Origin of the sequence: Bacteroides sp. OF03-11BH (assembly GCF_003604005.1) — a bacterium.
GTDB classification, from domain to species: domain Bacteria; phylum Bacteroidota; class Bacteroidia; order Bacteroidales; family Bacteroidaceae; genus Bacteroides; species Bacteroides ovatus.
In genome coordinates, this window is sequence record NZ_QTMW01000046.1 from 14652 (window position 1) to 30667 (window position 16016).

The window sequence follows — 16016 nt, forward strand, 5'->3', positions numbered from 1 at the left end:
ATAATTATAATTCGTCAGGAATGAACTAGAATTTAATGCTTGCGCTAAATTCTACGGTAAATGGGCGTAAATAATTTCCACTCATATAGTTGCCGGCATACTGGGCAGCTTCTTCTTTGGTAATCAGTTCCGAACCGTTGATGGTTCCGCTGGCCCCCTTCTGATTCAGGAAGTTGATGACTGTTGCCCCTAAAGAAAGATGCTTGTTTACATTCCAGTTGATCCCCCCGAAAGTTTCCCAGCGACCGTTGAAATAGAGGGCTTCCTGGAGATTGGCGTAAGTCTTGCCGAAATAGCGGAAACTAAGCCAAAGGCGTAAGTCCTTCGTGATATTATAGCTTGGGTCGAGTTCGACAAGAATCTGCGGAATCTCTTTTACAATCATCCCATTGGCGTTGACAGACATTTCCGAACCATCGTTGAATGTGACGCTTGCGTTATAGTTCTTGTAAACAGGTTTCTGATACGTGAACAGAGCGTGCAGGTGAAAACCTTTGAACGGGTCGATTTCGGCAGATGTGGTCCATCCCAGTGTTTTGATATTATAAATAAGCAATACGGTCTTTCCTTCTTCCGTTCCCGGTTTCGTCAGGTTTTGCTGGTCAATATTATTAGATTTAGAGATATAGGTAACCATAGAGGTGAGGTTGATCCACTTGTTCTTGTAGAACAAACCGCCACGGATTAACGGTATGGTGACACGTTTGTATTGCTCTTCCGTAGGACCTGTTCCGGCATATTCGTTGATACGTGGGAAGCGGGTGGCTACTGTTCCGTCGGCAGTCAGGCCGAATTGCCCGGTTACGTTGTAAGCGGCGCGGAGCGTGGCGGCATAGTTCAGTTTATCCTTTACCACTTTGGCGGGATGAATGCTGCGTTGTGTGGCAATGATATTTCCTGTTTCTTCCTCTTTGCTATAAGTGGTAAAGTCGCCGATGCGGAAACCCGGGAAACGGGAAGCGGATATTTGATCGGCACTCATCCGGTAATATTCCAGGCGTCCGCCATAATAGATATTGAATTGGGGAGTTACTTGCCAGTTGTCTGTAAAGTAAAGGGCGAGTTTATTTTCATATCCCTTTGTATATTCGGGACTAAGTTCGTTGTACCCGTATGTCTGTACGCGCTGACCGGTCAGGGTGGGGTCCAGGGAACTTGTAGTTGTGGAAGTCAGCAACTGTGGATAGTTCTGTACGGTGGCCATCCATTGCAGAGAAGAGGAATAATAATCAAGATGGTAATACCATTCGTTCACTCCCAGACGCAGATCATGGTTGCCAAAGGTCTTGTTTAGCTCGGAAGTGATTAGGAAGTTTTTCACTTTGCCTACGTGCAACCAGGTGCGGCGACCTTCTGCCAGTCCCTCATACGGATCACCGTTTGATAACGTAAAACCATCGTTGGCGGTTACTTCGCTGATGGTGCTGCCTCCGAAGTCGACATAGTTGGCACGTGGAGCATCCATATATTTCAGATTGAATTTCCATAGCAGAGCGTTCCTGAAACGATAATCGGAGATCAATGCAATCTCATTGGCACGGTTTTCAGAACCATTGCCCAAGTTCCATGTTTTCATCTTTCCGTCTCTTACGTCCATGTATGGGAAAGAACCGTTCTGCGGAACATAAGAATTTGTTCCCAGTTTGAAACCGTCTATCTCTTTGACCGAGCCGTCGCCGACATAGATAAAAGGAACTGCATTGGTATAGCTGGCCGGATTTTCACTGCGGGAGTGTTTGTAGAGCAAAGATATTTTGCCGCGTCCGTTGTTGAAGAGACGGGTCAGGCCGGCATGATAAATCTCTGTGCGGTCTGCATAGTTCGTAAATTCCAGGTCGAAACTTCCCGGGTCGAAGTTCTGGTAAATGCTTGCCGTGTAAAGCCATTGGTCATTGATGGCTCCTGAAACATTGAAGTCGAAGTTCTGCATACCGAAATGATTGGTGCGGTAGTTTAATATACCTTGGAAATCCTTTTGTCCCAGTTTGCTGAATGAGTTGACGGAGTAAGCAATATTACCGGTCGTGATGGCCGATTCGGAAGGAGATAAAAGTCCTACTTCTCCCAGGCTGCTGTCGCTACGCCAATGAGCGGCAAGTTTGTGAACGGTAGAGGAATATACGGCAGGAAGTCCATTCTCATAGACATTAACGTCCTCGCTGGGAAGTCCGATTTGAATTTCGCGGGGTTTGTTGGCGTCAGAAGCATTCAGCATCACATTGCGTTCGCCTTCTTCTGATTCTTTTTTAGTAGAGTTGGCAGGAATCGTATCCTGCTTCATTTCGGTTCGGTTCGTCTTTTTCTTGTTCACCTGAATGTTCGCTGCATTCCCGTTGGAAGGAATCAGTTGCAACAGGGTTGCTAGAGTAAGGCAACTAAAGGTTACTTTTTTCATCACTTGTATTCATTTAAAGATTTGGAAGTTCACATCGGTTGTGTCATTTTGACGAAGGCAAAGATAGGAGGAGGAGAAACAAGTGGCTATACTCTTTTTTGTCAAGATGTGCAAGAGATGTTTCAAGTGTGCGATAGCCCTTTGCAGTGCGACATTTATTGCCATCCGTGCAACAAATGTTTCATCCTTCCTATGCATTTAGCGTAAAAAAAACTATATTTGTCGCTATCTAATATCTGTGTATGAAAAGGAAATTGCTGCTTTTTCTCCTTTCTATTTGTTTTTTCCTTCCGGATTTTGCCGCGACGGGACAGTATAACTTTATCCGTGTAGATGGAGGAAGCGGTCTTTCGAACAGTCATGTCAAGTCCATTATTCAAGATAGTTACGGTTTTATCTGGCTGGGTACGCGCAACGGTCTTAATCGTTATGACGGCGTGTCGATGAAGCTTTATAACTGCTATGACGAAACTTTGCAGCATGGCAATCAGGTCATATCCGCTCTTTTTGAGGATAATCACCGTCAATTATGGGTAGGTACGGATGATGGTGTTTATATTCAGGAGCTTGCTACCGGGAAGTTTTCGTTCTTTGATGCCCGCACAGAGAGCGGAGAGCAAATCAGATACAACTGGATTGAAGATATTCTGGCAGATCATTCAGGAAATATCTGGGTGAATGCACCGAATCAGGGAGTTTTCCGCTATCAGGTGGAGACGGGTAAACTGTTCCGCTATATTCCCTGTCCCAGTAAGGATAAAAGCAAGGACTTTCCGCAGTCTATCTGTGTAGATAAAGAAGGTACGGTCTGGGTGGGTACGTATGGAGCGGGAATTTACCGTTACAGTCCGGAGCAGGATAAGTTTGTGCCCTATGCAACAGAAGCACTTAAAGGGGATTTCATCTTTACTCTGTGCGATTATGGCGATGAGCTGATTGTCGGAGTGCATGAAGAGGAACTGAAACGGTTCAATAAAAAGACCGGAGAAGTGAGTATATTCCCTGCGCCCGAAGTACATCGAAAAATTATCCGCTACGCTGTTTGCTTCGGAGACGAGCTGTGGGTGGGTACGCAGAATGGCGTTTATGTGATTAATGAGAAACACAACAGTGTGCAACATATTCCTGCCGATGCCGGAGGGAAGTATGGGCTTGGAGATGCTATCGTCGATAAGATTTATCGTGATCGTGAAGGGGGAACCTGGATCTGTACGCAATTTGGAGGAGCCAGCTATCTGCCTGTACGTACGCTCGATTTTTCGGTTTATCTTCCGGGAGCGCCCGGTACAGTCAGCGGACGACGCATCAGTGAATTGGCGGAAGGAAAAGACGGAGTGGTGTGGGTTAGTACACAGGATGGCGGTGTTTGCTACTGGAATCCGGGAACACAGACTTTCACTAAAATTCCCCAGTCGCCTGACCGTCAGAATGTATTAAGCCTGTTCGCTTCGGATGATTTGGTTGGCGCAGGTTACTTTAAAGGGGGCATCGACCTGATTGTTCCTCAAGATCAGGTTCAGACGTTCTATCCCGCACAACTTGGTATCAGTGAAGGTTCCGTGTTTGCCCTTTACCGCGATCGTGGGGGAGCAATCTGGTTGGGGGATGGCTGGAACATCTTCCGTTCGGCCGACAAAGGACAGACTTTTGAGAAAATGGAGCAATTCGGGTATGCTTATATGCGTGATATTCTCGAAGATAAATCCGGCAATATATGGGTGGCAACGATGGGTAGTGGAATATTCCGGTATCATCCGCAGACAGATCAGATGGTCAGCTATAAATGTATACCGGGGGACAGCACTTCTATCGGAACGAATGAAGTGACAGGTATTTCGGAGGATAGTAAAGGCTTTATCTGGTTTTCTACAGACCGGGGTGGATTGTTGCGTTTTAACCCCGAAACCGGAAGATTCAGGACATACACCAAAGCGGACGGGCTTCCGGACAACGTAACATATAAAGTCGTGGAAGACCGGCAACATCGTATCTGGTTCGGAACAGACCGTGGACTGGTTTGTCTTTATCCGGAAACAGACAGCCTGCAAGTTTTCAACCGAAATGACGGGTTACCTGATAACCAGTTTAACTATAAATCGGCCTTGGCTGCCTCTGATGGTACTATTTGGATGGGAACTATCAATGGATTGGTCTCTTTTAATCCGCAAATTGTCCATCCGAATACTTTTGTGCCTCCAGTCTATATCACCGGAATGTACGTGCAGGGACGTGAAACTCCTTTCACGGCGGATGGTGTGCAACTGCCTTACCGTTCTAACGTCAGCTTTGATTTTGTTGCTTTAAGTTATACCTCACCGGGTGCAAATCGCTATGCCTACAAAATGGAAGGGATAGATAATGACTGGAATTATACATCTGATGTGCATACAGCGTCTTATGCCCAGCTCCCGCCGGGAGACTACCTGTTCCGTGTGCGGGGCAGTAATAATAATGGTGTCTGGAATCAGGAAGAAGCTACTTTATCAGTGCGTATTCTTCCACCTTGGTGGCGTACAGTGTGGGCTTACCTTATCTATATCATTGTAGTGTCCGGCAGCTTTGTCTTGACTCTTCGCACCTATCGCCGCCGGGAAGTACAAAAGATCCGTGAGCAGCAATTATTGGCAGAACTGGCGCGTGAGCGTGAATCCCATCGTACGCATGAGATGTTTATTAATCAGATCACTTACGGAGCTTGTACTCCGCAAGGGGGTGCGATGTCACGGGCTGATGAACAACTGATGTCCCAACTGATAGCCAAAGTGCGTGAGAATCTTTCCGACGCCAATTATAATGTGGAAGCATTGGCTGCAGCCATGAATATGTCCCGCTCCAGCCTGCATCGTAAGATTAAGGCGCTGACCGATCTTTCTTCACTCGACTTTATCCGTATCATCCGATTAAAACGTGCGGCAGAACTATTGCAGGAGGGAGAATTGCGCATCAACGAAATCTCTGACAGAGTAGGTTTCCAGTCGCCTTCTTACTTCGCAAAGATATTTCAGAAGCAATTCGGAGTTACTCCTACAGAGTTTGCCCAACAAAATAAGCAGAGAATGGCAGAGGGTTAGTAACTATGGGCTATTATTCGTTATTTTATCATGGGGTGGTGAACAGGTTTTAGCTCCTTTCGGTACTGGAATGGACTAATCTTAGTTCTTCTAAGATTTAATTGGTAATATGCGATGATTTAATATTCATCATATATAGATTTATTCGTCTGACAGTTGTTGAACTTTCGTCTGGCAATTGTTGTTCTTTCGTCTGACAATTGTCAGACGAAAAAGAAACAGCTGTCAGACGAATAAATTCATGTATCATTAGCCATAACCCCATTAGGTATCAAAAATAAATCTGCACAAGCTCGAAATTAGTTCATTTCCGTATAGAAATGAGGGAATGAAGTAAATAACTACAGTGTGCCCATTTTGTTTAAAGAGATTAAAAGATAGAATAATTCAGCTTTATAAATTCTTTCTTTTTTACTTGCTTATTTCATTTGATTTCCATACTTTTAGCCTCCGTAAACCCTTTAAAAATTGATCCTATGGACAACATTCTTTTCTGGCTGGTTCCAGTCGCTTCCGTGTTAGCCCTCTGCTTTGCTTATTACTTTCATAAGCAAATGATGAAAGAGAGCGAAGGTACACCCCAAATGATAAAGATAGCTGCTGCTGTGCGCAAAGGAGCTATGTCTTATCTGAAACAGCAATACAAAATAGTAGGTTGGGTATTCTTGGGATTGGTTATTTTGTTTTCAATTATGGCCTATGGCTTTCATGTACAGAACGCATGGGTTCCCGTTGCTTTTCTTACAGGCGGATTTTTCTCCGGGCTTTCCGGATTTTTAGGGATGAAGACGGCGACTTATGCGTCGGCTCGTACCGCTAATGCCGCCCGTAATTCTCTGAATGCAGGGTTGAGGATTGCTTTCCGAAGCGGCGCGGTGATGGGATTAGTTGTAGTTGGCCTGGGATTGCTCGATATATCTTTCTGGTATCTGTTGTTGAATGCAGTGATTCCTGCTGATGCGCTGACACCTACTCATAAACTCTGTGTGATTACTACTACCATGCTGACTTTCGGTATGGGTGCTTCTACGCAAGCACTCTTTGCCCGTGTAGGTGGTGGTATCTATACGAAGGCAGCCGATGTTGGAGCCGACTTGGTAGGTAAAGTAGAAGCCGGAATTCCGGAAGATGACCCTCGTAATCCTGCTACTATTGCCGATAATGTAGGTGACAATGTAGGTGACGTGGCCGGTATGGGAGCCGATTTATATGAATCTTACTGTGGCTCGATTCTGGCAACAGCTGCACTGGGTGCTGCTGCTTTTATCCATTCGGCAGATACAGTGATGCAATTCAAGGCAGTTATTGCTCCGATGTTGATTGCAGCTGTTGGCATTATCCTTTCTATTATAGGGATATTCGCTGTCCGTACTAAAGAGAATGCGACCATGAAAGACTTGCTCGGTTCATTGGCTTTCGGTACGAACCTTAGTTCCGTGCTTATTGTTGCAGCTACATTCTTAATCCTGTGGCTCTTGCAACTAGATAACTGGATTTGGATTTCTTGTGCCGTAGTAGTCGGACTGGTAGTAGGTATTGTCATCGGACGTTCTACGGAATATTATACTTCTCAATCTTATCGTCCTACCCAGAAACTAAGTGAAAGCGGTAAGACTGGTCCTGCTACCGTCATTATTTCCGGTATTGGTTTGGGTATGCTTTCTACAGCTATTCCTGTAGTTGCAGTAGTGATTGGTATCATTGCCTCCTATCTGTTGGCTTCCGCAGGTGATTTCGGTAATGTAGGCATGGGATTGTATGGCATCGGTATTGCAGCTGTTGGTATGCTTTCTACCTTAGGTATCACATTGGCAACGGATGCTTACGGTCCGATTGCGGATAATGCGGGAGGTAATGCGGAAATGTCCGGCCTGGGTGCTGAAGTTCGCAAACGTACTGATGCGCTCGATTCATTGGGTAACACAACTGCCGCCACGGGAAAAGGTTTTGCAATCGGTTCCGCTGCGCTGACAGGTCTGGCTTTGCTGGCTTCTTATATTGAAGAAATCCGAATCGGTCTGACACGTCTTGGTAATGTAGACCTGACTTTTGCAGATGGAAGTTCTATCAGCATAGCAAATGCCACTTTTATCGACTTCATGGATTATTACGAAGTACACTTGATGAATCCAAAAGTACTTTCGGGCATGTTCCTCGGTTCAATGATGGCTTTTCTGTTTTGTGGTTTGACAATGAATGCAGTAGGACGTGCGGCAGGTCACATGGTTGACGAAGTGCGTCGCCAGTTCCGTGACATAAAGGGTATTCTGACTGGAGAAGCCGAGCCGGATTACGAACGTTGTGTTGAAATATCGACAAAGGGTGCGCAGCGTGAGATGGTTATTCCTTCCTTGATTGCTATTATTGCTCCGATTCTTACAGGATTTATCTTTGGCGTTCCCGGCGTACTCGGCCTACTGATTGGTGGTTTGAGCAGTGGTTTCGTATTAGCTATCTTTATGGCTAACGCTGGAGGTGCATGGGATAACGCAAAGAAATATGTGGAAGAAGGTAACTTTGGTGGAAAAGGCGGTGAAGTGCATAAAGCAACCGTAGTAGGAGATACAGTAGGTGATCCGTTTAAAGATACCTCCGGTCCGAGTTTGAATATTTTGATAAAACTTATGAGTATGGTGGCCATTGTGATGGCAGGACTTACTGTGGCCTGGAATTTATTCTAAAAAAGCAGAAGGGAAAGTAAGAAAAAGGAGACAATACAAGTCTCCTTTTTTAATTTGAATTACCTTTGTATCAAAATAGAAGCGATAAATATGTTATTACCTTATTTGAACGAGAATCTGATTGAAGCCGGATGTGATGAGGCCGGTCGTGGATGTTTGGCGGGAGCGGTTTATGCTGCTGCAGTTATTCTTCCGAAAGATTTTAAAAATGAACTGTTGAATGATTCCAAACAACTGACGGAAAAGCAACGTTATGCATTACGCGAGGTAATAGAGAAAGAAGCGATTGCTTGGGCGGTTGGCATTGTGTCACCGGAAGAAATTGATGAAATAAATATCCTGCGGGCTTCTTTTCTGGCGATGCATCGTGCAGTGGATCAGTTGACCACCCGTCCCCAACATTTACTGATCGACGGTAATCGTTTCACTAAATACCCCGGTGTTCCCCATACTACAGTAGTGAAAGGAGACGGGAAATATCTTTCGATAGCAGCAGCTTCAATTTTAGCCAAAACATATCGAGACGATTATATGAACCGTCTTCACGAAGAATTTCCATATTATGACTGGGACCACAATAAAGGTTATCCAACTAAAAAACATCGTGCCGCCATTGCCGAACGTGGCACTACTCCTTACCATCGCATGACGTTCAATCTGTTGGGAGATGGCCAGTTGACTTTGAGCTTCTAAAGTCGCTTTGTTTCATTTTACACACATTTTCTACATTTTTTTGCAGAATAAGCACGATTTTGTTACGGATAACCGTGAAATTGTTCCGTTTAGGCTAAAAAAGTGTTGCCTAGTGCTTTTATTTGTTATTGAAATGCTATATCTTTGCGAACAATAATAAGAATTAAAAAGTTTAAAATCATGGCAACGAACAAGCTATTATGGTCTTCTAAGCTCATTGGGGTATTTTTTATTATGTTGGTTTGCACTCTTTCTGCAAATGCACAGTTTTTACGTACTTCCTATTTCATGGAAGGTACTCACTATCGTCAACAACTGAATCCGGCTTTAACACCGACTAAAGGTTACTTTAACCTTCCAGTGATCGGTGCTGTTAATGCAACGGTTGGTTCTACTTCGTTAGGCTATCAGGATATCATTGATATTATTGATGATGGCGATGATTTCTACACCAAACCGGATTTCATGAATCGTCTGAAAGATAATAATAAATTGAATGTGAACTTCAGTACAGAAATTCTTTCTGCAGGATGGTATAAAGGAAAAAACTTTTGGTCATTCAATATCGGTCTTCGTACAGATATCGGTGCTAACCTGACAAAGAATATGTTTACCTTCTTGAATGAGATGGAAACAGTTGAAGAAAACTGGAGAAATAGTAACTATGATATTAGTGGTCAGCAATTGAACATTAATGCTTATACTGAAATTGGTTTAGGACTTTCACGTCAGATTAATAGCCGTTTGACAGTTGGTGCTAGAGTGAAAGCTTTATTGGGTATTGGTAACATGGAGTTGAAACTTAATAGAGTTGCGATGAGCGCTAATTTACCTAGTGATCAACAAATAAATCAGTGGTCAAGTGAGAGCTATTGGAATTCTATGACCCCTTCACAGGCAGCACAGGCAGCACAAGAATTAAAGGATAAGTTTAATAACTATCATGCAAACTTGACTGTTGGTGCCGAACTGAAAAGTTCTTTCAAAGGCTTGGAATTACAAGAAGAAGAGGGTAAAGATTATGTAACTGACTTTGATTTCGATAGCGGTAAATTGGGTATAGCTGGGTACGGTTTTGGTATCGATTTAGGAGCTTCTTATAAAATATTGGATAATCTGACTGTATCTGCTTCTGTTCTTGACTTAGGTTTTATCTCTTGGTCAAAATCAAGTACAAAGATTGCATCTGCTAATCCGGATCCGATTGATATTAAAGGAAGTACCTATGCAAATATGGTTGATCCGAATAATCCGAATACTGTTATGAACGCTGTAAATCAGTTGCAGAATGACGCTCAAGGATATATGGACCGTGTAACAAATGGTGATGTACTTGACTATGACATGTTGCAACTCGAAGTAAGCGATGCTAAAGAATCTCGTAAATCTCGTCTTGCTTCTACCCTAGTATTAGGTGCAGAATATGGATTCTTCAATAACAAATTAGCAGTGGGTGTATTGTCAACCACTCGTTTTGTACAGCCTGATGCTCTTACAGAATTAACATTCTCTGCAAACTACCGTCCGAAAAGCTGGTTCAATGTAGCACTTAGTTACTCAGCTATCCAGTCAGCCGGTAAATCTTTCGGTCTGGGTCTGAAATTAGGTCCTCTGTTTGTCGGAACTGACTATATGTTCTTAGGCAAGAACTCTAACTCTGTGAATGGATTCGTTGGAGTTTCTATTCCGTTGGGCGGAAGAAAAGCAAGTAAAGAAGGATAAGATATTTTAATTTCTCTCTCTAAACATTCTCTTTTAATTAATTCTCTATAGAATAAAAAACGTATAATTTACAGCTTACCGTCTTAGAATCCTCTAAAGGATCACAGATGGTAAGCTGTTTTTTGTATTAGAACCATTTTATCTTCCGGAATATCACAAACGCAAGAGTTGACAATCCGATGGAAAATAGTACGATCAAAGAGAAAGCAAAGGGTACCTCTTCCAGATGAATATCCACATTCATACCATAGAAACTGGCAATCAATGTCGGGAGCATCAGGACGATGGACAGACTTGTCATGCGTTTCATGATTGTATTCACGTTATTGGAGATAATGGAGGCAAAAGCATCCATCGTTCCCGTGAGAATGTCACTGTAAATATTCACCGTGTTAAGTGCCTGTTTCAATTCGATAATCACATCTTCCACTAGTTCAGTGTCCAGATAATCCGTATCCTGGAAAATAGTCCTTAATTTTCCTATCATTACTTCATTTCCACGGATGGAAGTATTGAAGTAGACCAATGTTTTCTGCAGTCTCATCAGCCGGAGCAGGTCCTCGTTGCGGATGCTTCGTTCCAGTTCCTTTTCTGCGGCGCTGATGTCTATGTTTATCTGCTTTAGGTATTTCAGGAACCATACGGCAGAAGAATAGATGATCCGAAAAATCAGATCCAGCTTGTTGCGTACAACAATCCCTTTTCGACGGGTATGCTCTATGAAATCCGGTAGCAAATCGGTGTTGTGATAACAGACGGACACAATAATCTCGTTATTGGTGATTATTCCAATCGGTACAGTGTCGAAGGGCAGGCTGCCGTTCTGCTTGTTCTGCACAGGGATACGAAGAATGGTCAATAACCAATTACCTTCTGTGTCCGTACGCGGACGTTCGTCTGTATCAGCTATATCATTAAGAAATGATTCGGGTACGTTGAGAGTTTGAGTTAGAAATTCAAAGTCATCATTATTCGGGCATACTACATTTACCCAGCTGTTAGGAAGCCATTGAGCTTTTTCCACAAAGCCGGCTTCACAATAAAGATACGTTCTCATCTTATTGCCTCCTTTCGTTTGTTTTACACGAGCAGAGGCATCAGGTTTCAATGACTCTGTTCGCTTTAATTAATACTAGTTGTGCACGTTCGCGGGTTTGAATCGTCCATATTTCTATGATTTTAATTTAAAAGCGATGCAAAGGTACGGAAAAATGAAGAGGGTTCCGCCCTTTGTATCGCTTTTTTTGATATTCTTTTATTTGTGCCCTTTATTTAGAGGCTCCGATCCTATTCTGCTTTTCCTTCGAAATGATTATCCAGATATTTCCTGATATTGTAACTGCTTAAACGCTCTTTGGATATGCTGCCATCTTTTTCAACAAGTTCATAGTGTGGAATACCATTGAACTGGAATAGTTGACGCAGATAATTGAACTCTGCCTCCGAAACATAATAACAGGCTTCTCCTTTTAGATTCTTCTCTATATATTTTTTGTAGTCTTTCTCGGGCGAATCTTTCTGACTTGTGATATAGATGAATTGAAACTCCGGATGATCTTTATATTTTTTGCGTAAATCGGCAGTTGCCTCTATTCCTGCACGACAAGGGCCACAAGTCGTTGCCCAGAAATCGACAAACAGAACCTTACCTGAATGATTCTTTATGATGTTGCGGAATACTTCAGTCGCTTTTCCATCAGGCAACTGATAAGATCTTGCCCTATCTTTCGGGTGTGTCTTTTCCAGCACTCGTTCAGCTTCTGATGCGAGAAACGGTTCGGTGAATATTTGTTTGATGCTATCCACATATTCATGAGCTATTTGGCTGTCTTTGATATTTCCTAAATTAAAATTAAGGCTCCGCACTTTGGCTATTTGCCAGAGCAAAGGGTTGGGAGTAGGATATAATTGTGCAATGATGGAATCTTTCTTGAAATCATATTTCTGGTTCATTTTTATAAAGATTCTATCCTTATCCTGCTGGGATTCTTCCTTTTTCTCGGAATATAATGCCACATATTCTTGTATGAGTTTTTGTTCTTTTTCATAGAGCGATGCCATCTTCTCGTTCTCTGCAATTAGCTGCCTCATTATAATTTTGGCAGTAGTTCCGGCCAACTTCTCCTGTCTAAGTCTTATTGCTTCCTGCTCCTTATTTAGTTTCACACCTTTTTCTTTAAGGAAAGTCAATAGAGGTTTCTTCGGATAAGTATAATCAATGCTGTCTGATGGAGAAAAAGACTGGTCGGAATATGCTTTCCGGAACAAGTCCATATATTCGAAACGGTTGATAAATGTACTTGCGTTTGTGTTTGCAAGTACGGTTACATCATTGAGTGGCATATCTTTCAAGAAACTGTAATAGGAATCGTCTTCCTTTACTTTCAGCGCCTGATTGGTGCTATCTTGCTTTGCGTAATAATCTCTGCTCATCAAGAAATCAAAAAGCATACTTCCGGCTTGCAAATCTACCTTGTTCTTTATCAGATGAACTGCCTTGAGAGAGGGCTGATAGATTTGGCTTACAGAGTCTGCAACCTGTTTCCATTGTGCAATGATAGGCTTCATGTGCTCCTTGTATTGGTCGGGAGTTAATGTCTTTTGTGATTTCGATAAGTCCTCATAGCGATAGGTTATCAGGTTATCAAAGTCTTTCAGCAGGTAGGAGAGAGAAGCGGATGGACCCATATATGCTGTGTTCCTGATAGGGAAGTAATGATCGCGTGCACGGCTGCGTGCCATTACAGCTTCCCAGTCGATATACATGGTGAGAGTTTGTCCGGGTTCAATATAGAATGGAATCCAGTTGTGTCCCAGTACTACCGATGATTCTATCGGATGATTAATGATAAATCGACAGCTAAAACTACCGTTCGGGGCTATCTGGATGACGGTCGGATAATCTTCACGGGTCAGTTCATTTGACAGATAAATAAGACCGGTGTCAAATCCTAAACGAGGATCGTATCCGTTTATATACCCTTGCAGATAAGTTGAATCCTGGCGGAAGAATTGCTTAAAATCAGGTTCTGCAGCAACCTGTGTAATCGGAGTTCTCTCCTTGCTGTACACTAATTCTTCCGCTCCTTTCTGCTGAATCTTACACGTGCCGTCTTTTTGCGGGGTGAATGATAAAGTCATTTCCTCCTGACTCTCTCTATCTTTTAAAGTCATTTCAATCCGCTTTCCCTTTTTTCGGATATTTGCATTGGTGTATATCCGGTTATTCAGAATGCTGATGGAGTCGTAAACTCCATATTCCCATGAACCGGAACCGTCTGTCTTGAACCAATTGCCTTTGATGGTGGCTAGTGGAGAAGAATCTTTCCTCTTTTGCGGGACCAGCGATATGTCATAAATATTGCCTTCGGGGTCAGTAGGATTGAGAAAATGAATGGTCTGTGTTTCTGACGGTAACGGCTCGAAAACCAGCACATAATCCATCGTTCCTGAATCCGGCATATAGACTTCTTTTTTGAGTTCGATACCTTCAGCACTTTTGAACAGATATTTCTTGCCGGTTGCGGCATCTTCCAGATAGGTATCTCCATCTTCCATGATCCACCAGTGTGGGCGGAAGATAGCATGAATATATACTCTTGTGTTCTCGGGAGTGCGCTCTATGCGGGTGATGTTGGAAATACTTCCCGATCGGGCTTTGAAAGGTGGATGGTCGATTGTTTGTGCGGATACTATACCCGATAACAAAAGTAAGATACAAAATAAAGTTGTTTTCATAATAATAGTTTTTCGATCAATATATTGAAAGTACTTTTACAAAGTAAGAAAAATATTCATAGCCTGGTGCACTTCTGCCCTGTAACTTAACATAGATTAAACGTTTACGTAACCATCTTTTTTGTACCTTTGCGCCCGAAAATCAGAGTGATAATTTAAATATTGAAATATTATGAGTAAGAAAGCCCTTTTAATGATCCTCGATGGTTGGGGATTAGGTGACCAAAAGAAAGATGACGTAATCTTCAACACTCCCACTCCTTACTGGGATTATCTGATGACTACTTATCCTCACTCTCAACTTCAGGCAAGCGGTGAAAACGTAGGTTTGCCCGACGGGCAGATGGGTAACTCGGAAGTAGGTCACTTGAATATCGGTGCCGGACGCGTAGTTTATCAGGATTTGGTAAAAATCAATCGTGCATGTGCTGACAATAGCATCCTGAAAAATCCTGAAGTCGTTTCTGCTTTCTCTTATGCAAAAGAAAACGGAAAGAGTGTTCACTTTATGGGGCTGACTTCTAACGGTGGCGTACACAGCTCACTCGTTCATCTCTTCAAACTTTGCGATATCGCTAAAGAATATAATATCGACAATACATTTATCCATTGCTTCATGGATGGTCGTGACACTGACCCGAAGAGTGGTAAAGGCTTTATCGAAGAACTTTCTGCACACTGTGAGAAATCAGCAGGCAAGATTGCTTCTATCATCGGCCGTTATTACGCTATGGACCGTGACAAACGTTGGGAACGTGTAAAAGAAGCTTATGACCTGCTTGTAAACGGCATAGGTGAGAAAGCTACCGATATGGTTCAGGCTATGCAGGAGTCTTATAATGCAGGTGTTACAGATGAATTCATCAAACCGATTGTGAATGCCAACTGCGACGGAACAATCAAAGAAGGTGATGTAGTTATCTTCTTCAATTACCGTAATGACCGTGCCAAAGAGTTGACTGTTGTATTGACTCAACAAGATATGCCGGAAGCAGGTATGCACACCATCCCAGGGCTGCAATATTACTGTATGACTCCGTACGATGCTTCTTTCAAGGGCGTTCATATCCTGTTCGACAAAGATAATGTATCTAATACATTAGGCGAATATCTTGCTTCTAAAGGCTTGAGCCAACTTCATATCGCTGAAACAGAAAAGTATGCGCACGTAACATTCTTCTTCAATGGTGGACGTGAAACTCCGTTTGATAAAGAAGATCGTATCCTTGTTCCTTCTCCCAAAGTGGCTACTTACGACTTGAAGCCGGAAATGAGTGCTTTCGAAGTAAAAGACAAATTGGTGGCTGCCATCAACGAGAACAAATATGATTTCATCGTAGTGAACTTCGCTAATGGTGACATGGTAGGTCATACCGGTATTTATGAAGCAATCGAGAAAGCTGTTATTGCTGTAGATGCTTGCGTGAAAGATGTAATCGAAGCTGCCAAAGCACAGGATTACGAAGCAATTATCATTGCCGATCATGGTAATGCTGACCACGCTTTGAACGAAGACGGTACTCCGAACACTGCTCACTCTTTGAACCCTGTTCCTTGTGTTTATGTAACAGAGAACAAAACTGCGAAAGTAGAAAACGGTCGTCTGGCAGATGTTGCTCCGACTATTCTCAAGATTATGGGTCTGGCTGCTCCGGCTGAAATGGACGGAAACGTTTTGATTAAGTAATTTAAATTTCTATAATTGGGAGGGCGGAG

8 protein-coding genes are annotated in these 16016 nt (G+C 42.9%); 5 read left to right on the forward strand and 3 right to left on the reverse strand.

Annotated features, from left to right (window positions below):
• Positions 1-25: 25 nt before the first annotated feature.
• Positions 26-2395, reverse strand: coding sequence for a TonB-dependent receptor (locus DXA54_RS22845; protein ID WP_120080742.1), 2370 nt, complete (start codon positions 2393-2395; stop codon positions 26-28).
• A 242-nt stretch (positions 2396-2637) separates the two neighbouring features.
• Between DXA54_RS22845 and DXA54_RS22850 the strand changes: the two genes are divergently transcribed.
• From DXA54_RS22850 to DXA54_RS22865, 4 genes are all read left to right on the forward strand, one after another.
• Positions 2638-5466 (forward strand): two-component regulator propeller domain-containing protein, encoded by a 2829-nt coding sequence (locus DXA54_RS22850; protein ID WP_120080744.1) that lies wholly within the window; start codon positions 2638-2640, stop codon positions 5464-5466.
• Between the two features lie 476 nt (positions 5467-5942).
• The gene (locus DXA54_RS22855) at positions 5943-8147 is read left to right on the forward strand and encodes a sodium-translocating pyrophosphatase (protein WP_120080746.1); all 2205 of its coding nucleotides are present in this window, start codon (positions 5943-5945) and stop codon (positions 8145-8147) included.
• A gap of 90 nt (positions 8148-8237) precedes the next feature.
• Positions 8238-8840 carry a ribonuclease HII gene (locus tag DXA54_RS22860; RefSeq protein WP_004298244.1) on the forward strand — a complete coding sequence of 201 codons (603 nt, stop codon included), beginning with the start codon at positions 8238-8240 and terminating at the stop codon, positions 8838-8840.
• A 180-nt stretch (positions 8841-9020) separates the two neighbouring features.
• Positions 9021-10562, forward strand: coding sequence for a DUF5723 family protein (locus DXA54_RS22865; protein WP_061448386.1), 1542 nt, complete (start codon positions 9021-9023; stop codon positions 10560-10562).
• A 127-nt stretch (positions 10563-10689) separates the two neighbouring features.
• Here DXA54_RS22865 and DXA54_RS22870 read toward each other — a convergent pair whose 3' ends face one another.
• Together DXA54_RS22870 and DXA54_RS22875 are read right to left on the reverse strand one after the other, a co-directional pair.
• Positions 10690-11619 (reverse strand): magnesium transporter CorA family protein, encoded by a 930-nt coding sequence (locus tag DXA54_RS22870; protein WP_008776058.1) that lies wholly within the window; start codon positions 11617-11619, stop codon positions 10690-10692.
• Positions 11620-11849: 230 nt separating this feature from the next.
• Entirely contained in the window at positions 11850-14300 is a 2451-nt protein-coding gene (locus DXA54_RS22875; RefSeq protein ID WP_120080748.1) for a TlpA family protein disulfide reductase, read from the reverse strand.
• Between the two features lie 172 nt (positions 14301-14472).
• Here DXA54_RS22875 and gpmI point away from each other — a divergent pair, with 172 nt between their 5' ends.
• Positions 14473-15987: a 2,3-bisphosphoglycerate-independent phosphoglycerate mutase gene (gene gpmI / locus DXA54_RS22880; protein ID WP_032842877.1), complete on the forward strand. Its 1515-nt coding sequence runs from the start codon at positions 14473-14475 to the stop codon at positions 15985-15987.
• Positions 15988-16016 lie beyond the last annotated feature (29 nt).

Excerpts from the sequence above, each read along its gene's own strand:
- DXA54_RS22855 (WP_120080746.1), top strand. The coding sequence starts at position 5,943 with ATGGACAACATTCTTTTCTGGCTGGTTCCAGTCGCTTCCGTGTTAGCC.
- DXA54_RS22850 (WP_120080744.1), top strand. The coding sequence starts at position 2,638 with ATGAAAAGGAAATTGCTGCTTTTTCTCCTTTCTATTTGTTTTTTCCTT.
- DXA54_RS22875 (WP_120080748.1), bottom strand. The coding sequence starts at position 14,300 with ATGAAAACAACTTTATTTTGTATCTTACTTTTGTTATCGGGTATAGTA.
- DXA54_RS22845 (WP_120080742.1), bottom strand. The coding sequence starts at position 2,395 with ATGAAAAAAGTAACCTTTAGTTGCCTTACTCTAGCAACCCTGTTGCAA.
- gpmI (WP_032842877.1), top strand. The coding sequence starts at position 14,473 with ATGAGTAAGAAAGCCCTTTTAATGATCCTCGATGGTTGGGGATTAGGT.
- DXA54_RS22870 (WP_008776058.1), bottom strand. The coding sequence starts at position 11,619 with ATGAGAACGTATCTTTATTGTGAAGCCGGCTTTGTGGAAAAAGCTCAA.
- DXA54_RS22860 (WP_004298244.1), top strand. The coding sequence starts at position 8,238 with ATGTTATTACCTTATTTGAACGAGAATCTGATTGAAGCCGGATGTGAT.
- DXA54_RS22865 (WP_061448386.1), top strand. The coding sequence starts at position 9,021 with ATGGCAACGAACAAGCTATTATGGTCTTCTAAGCTCATTGGGGTATTT.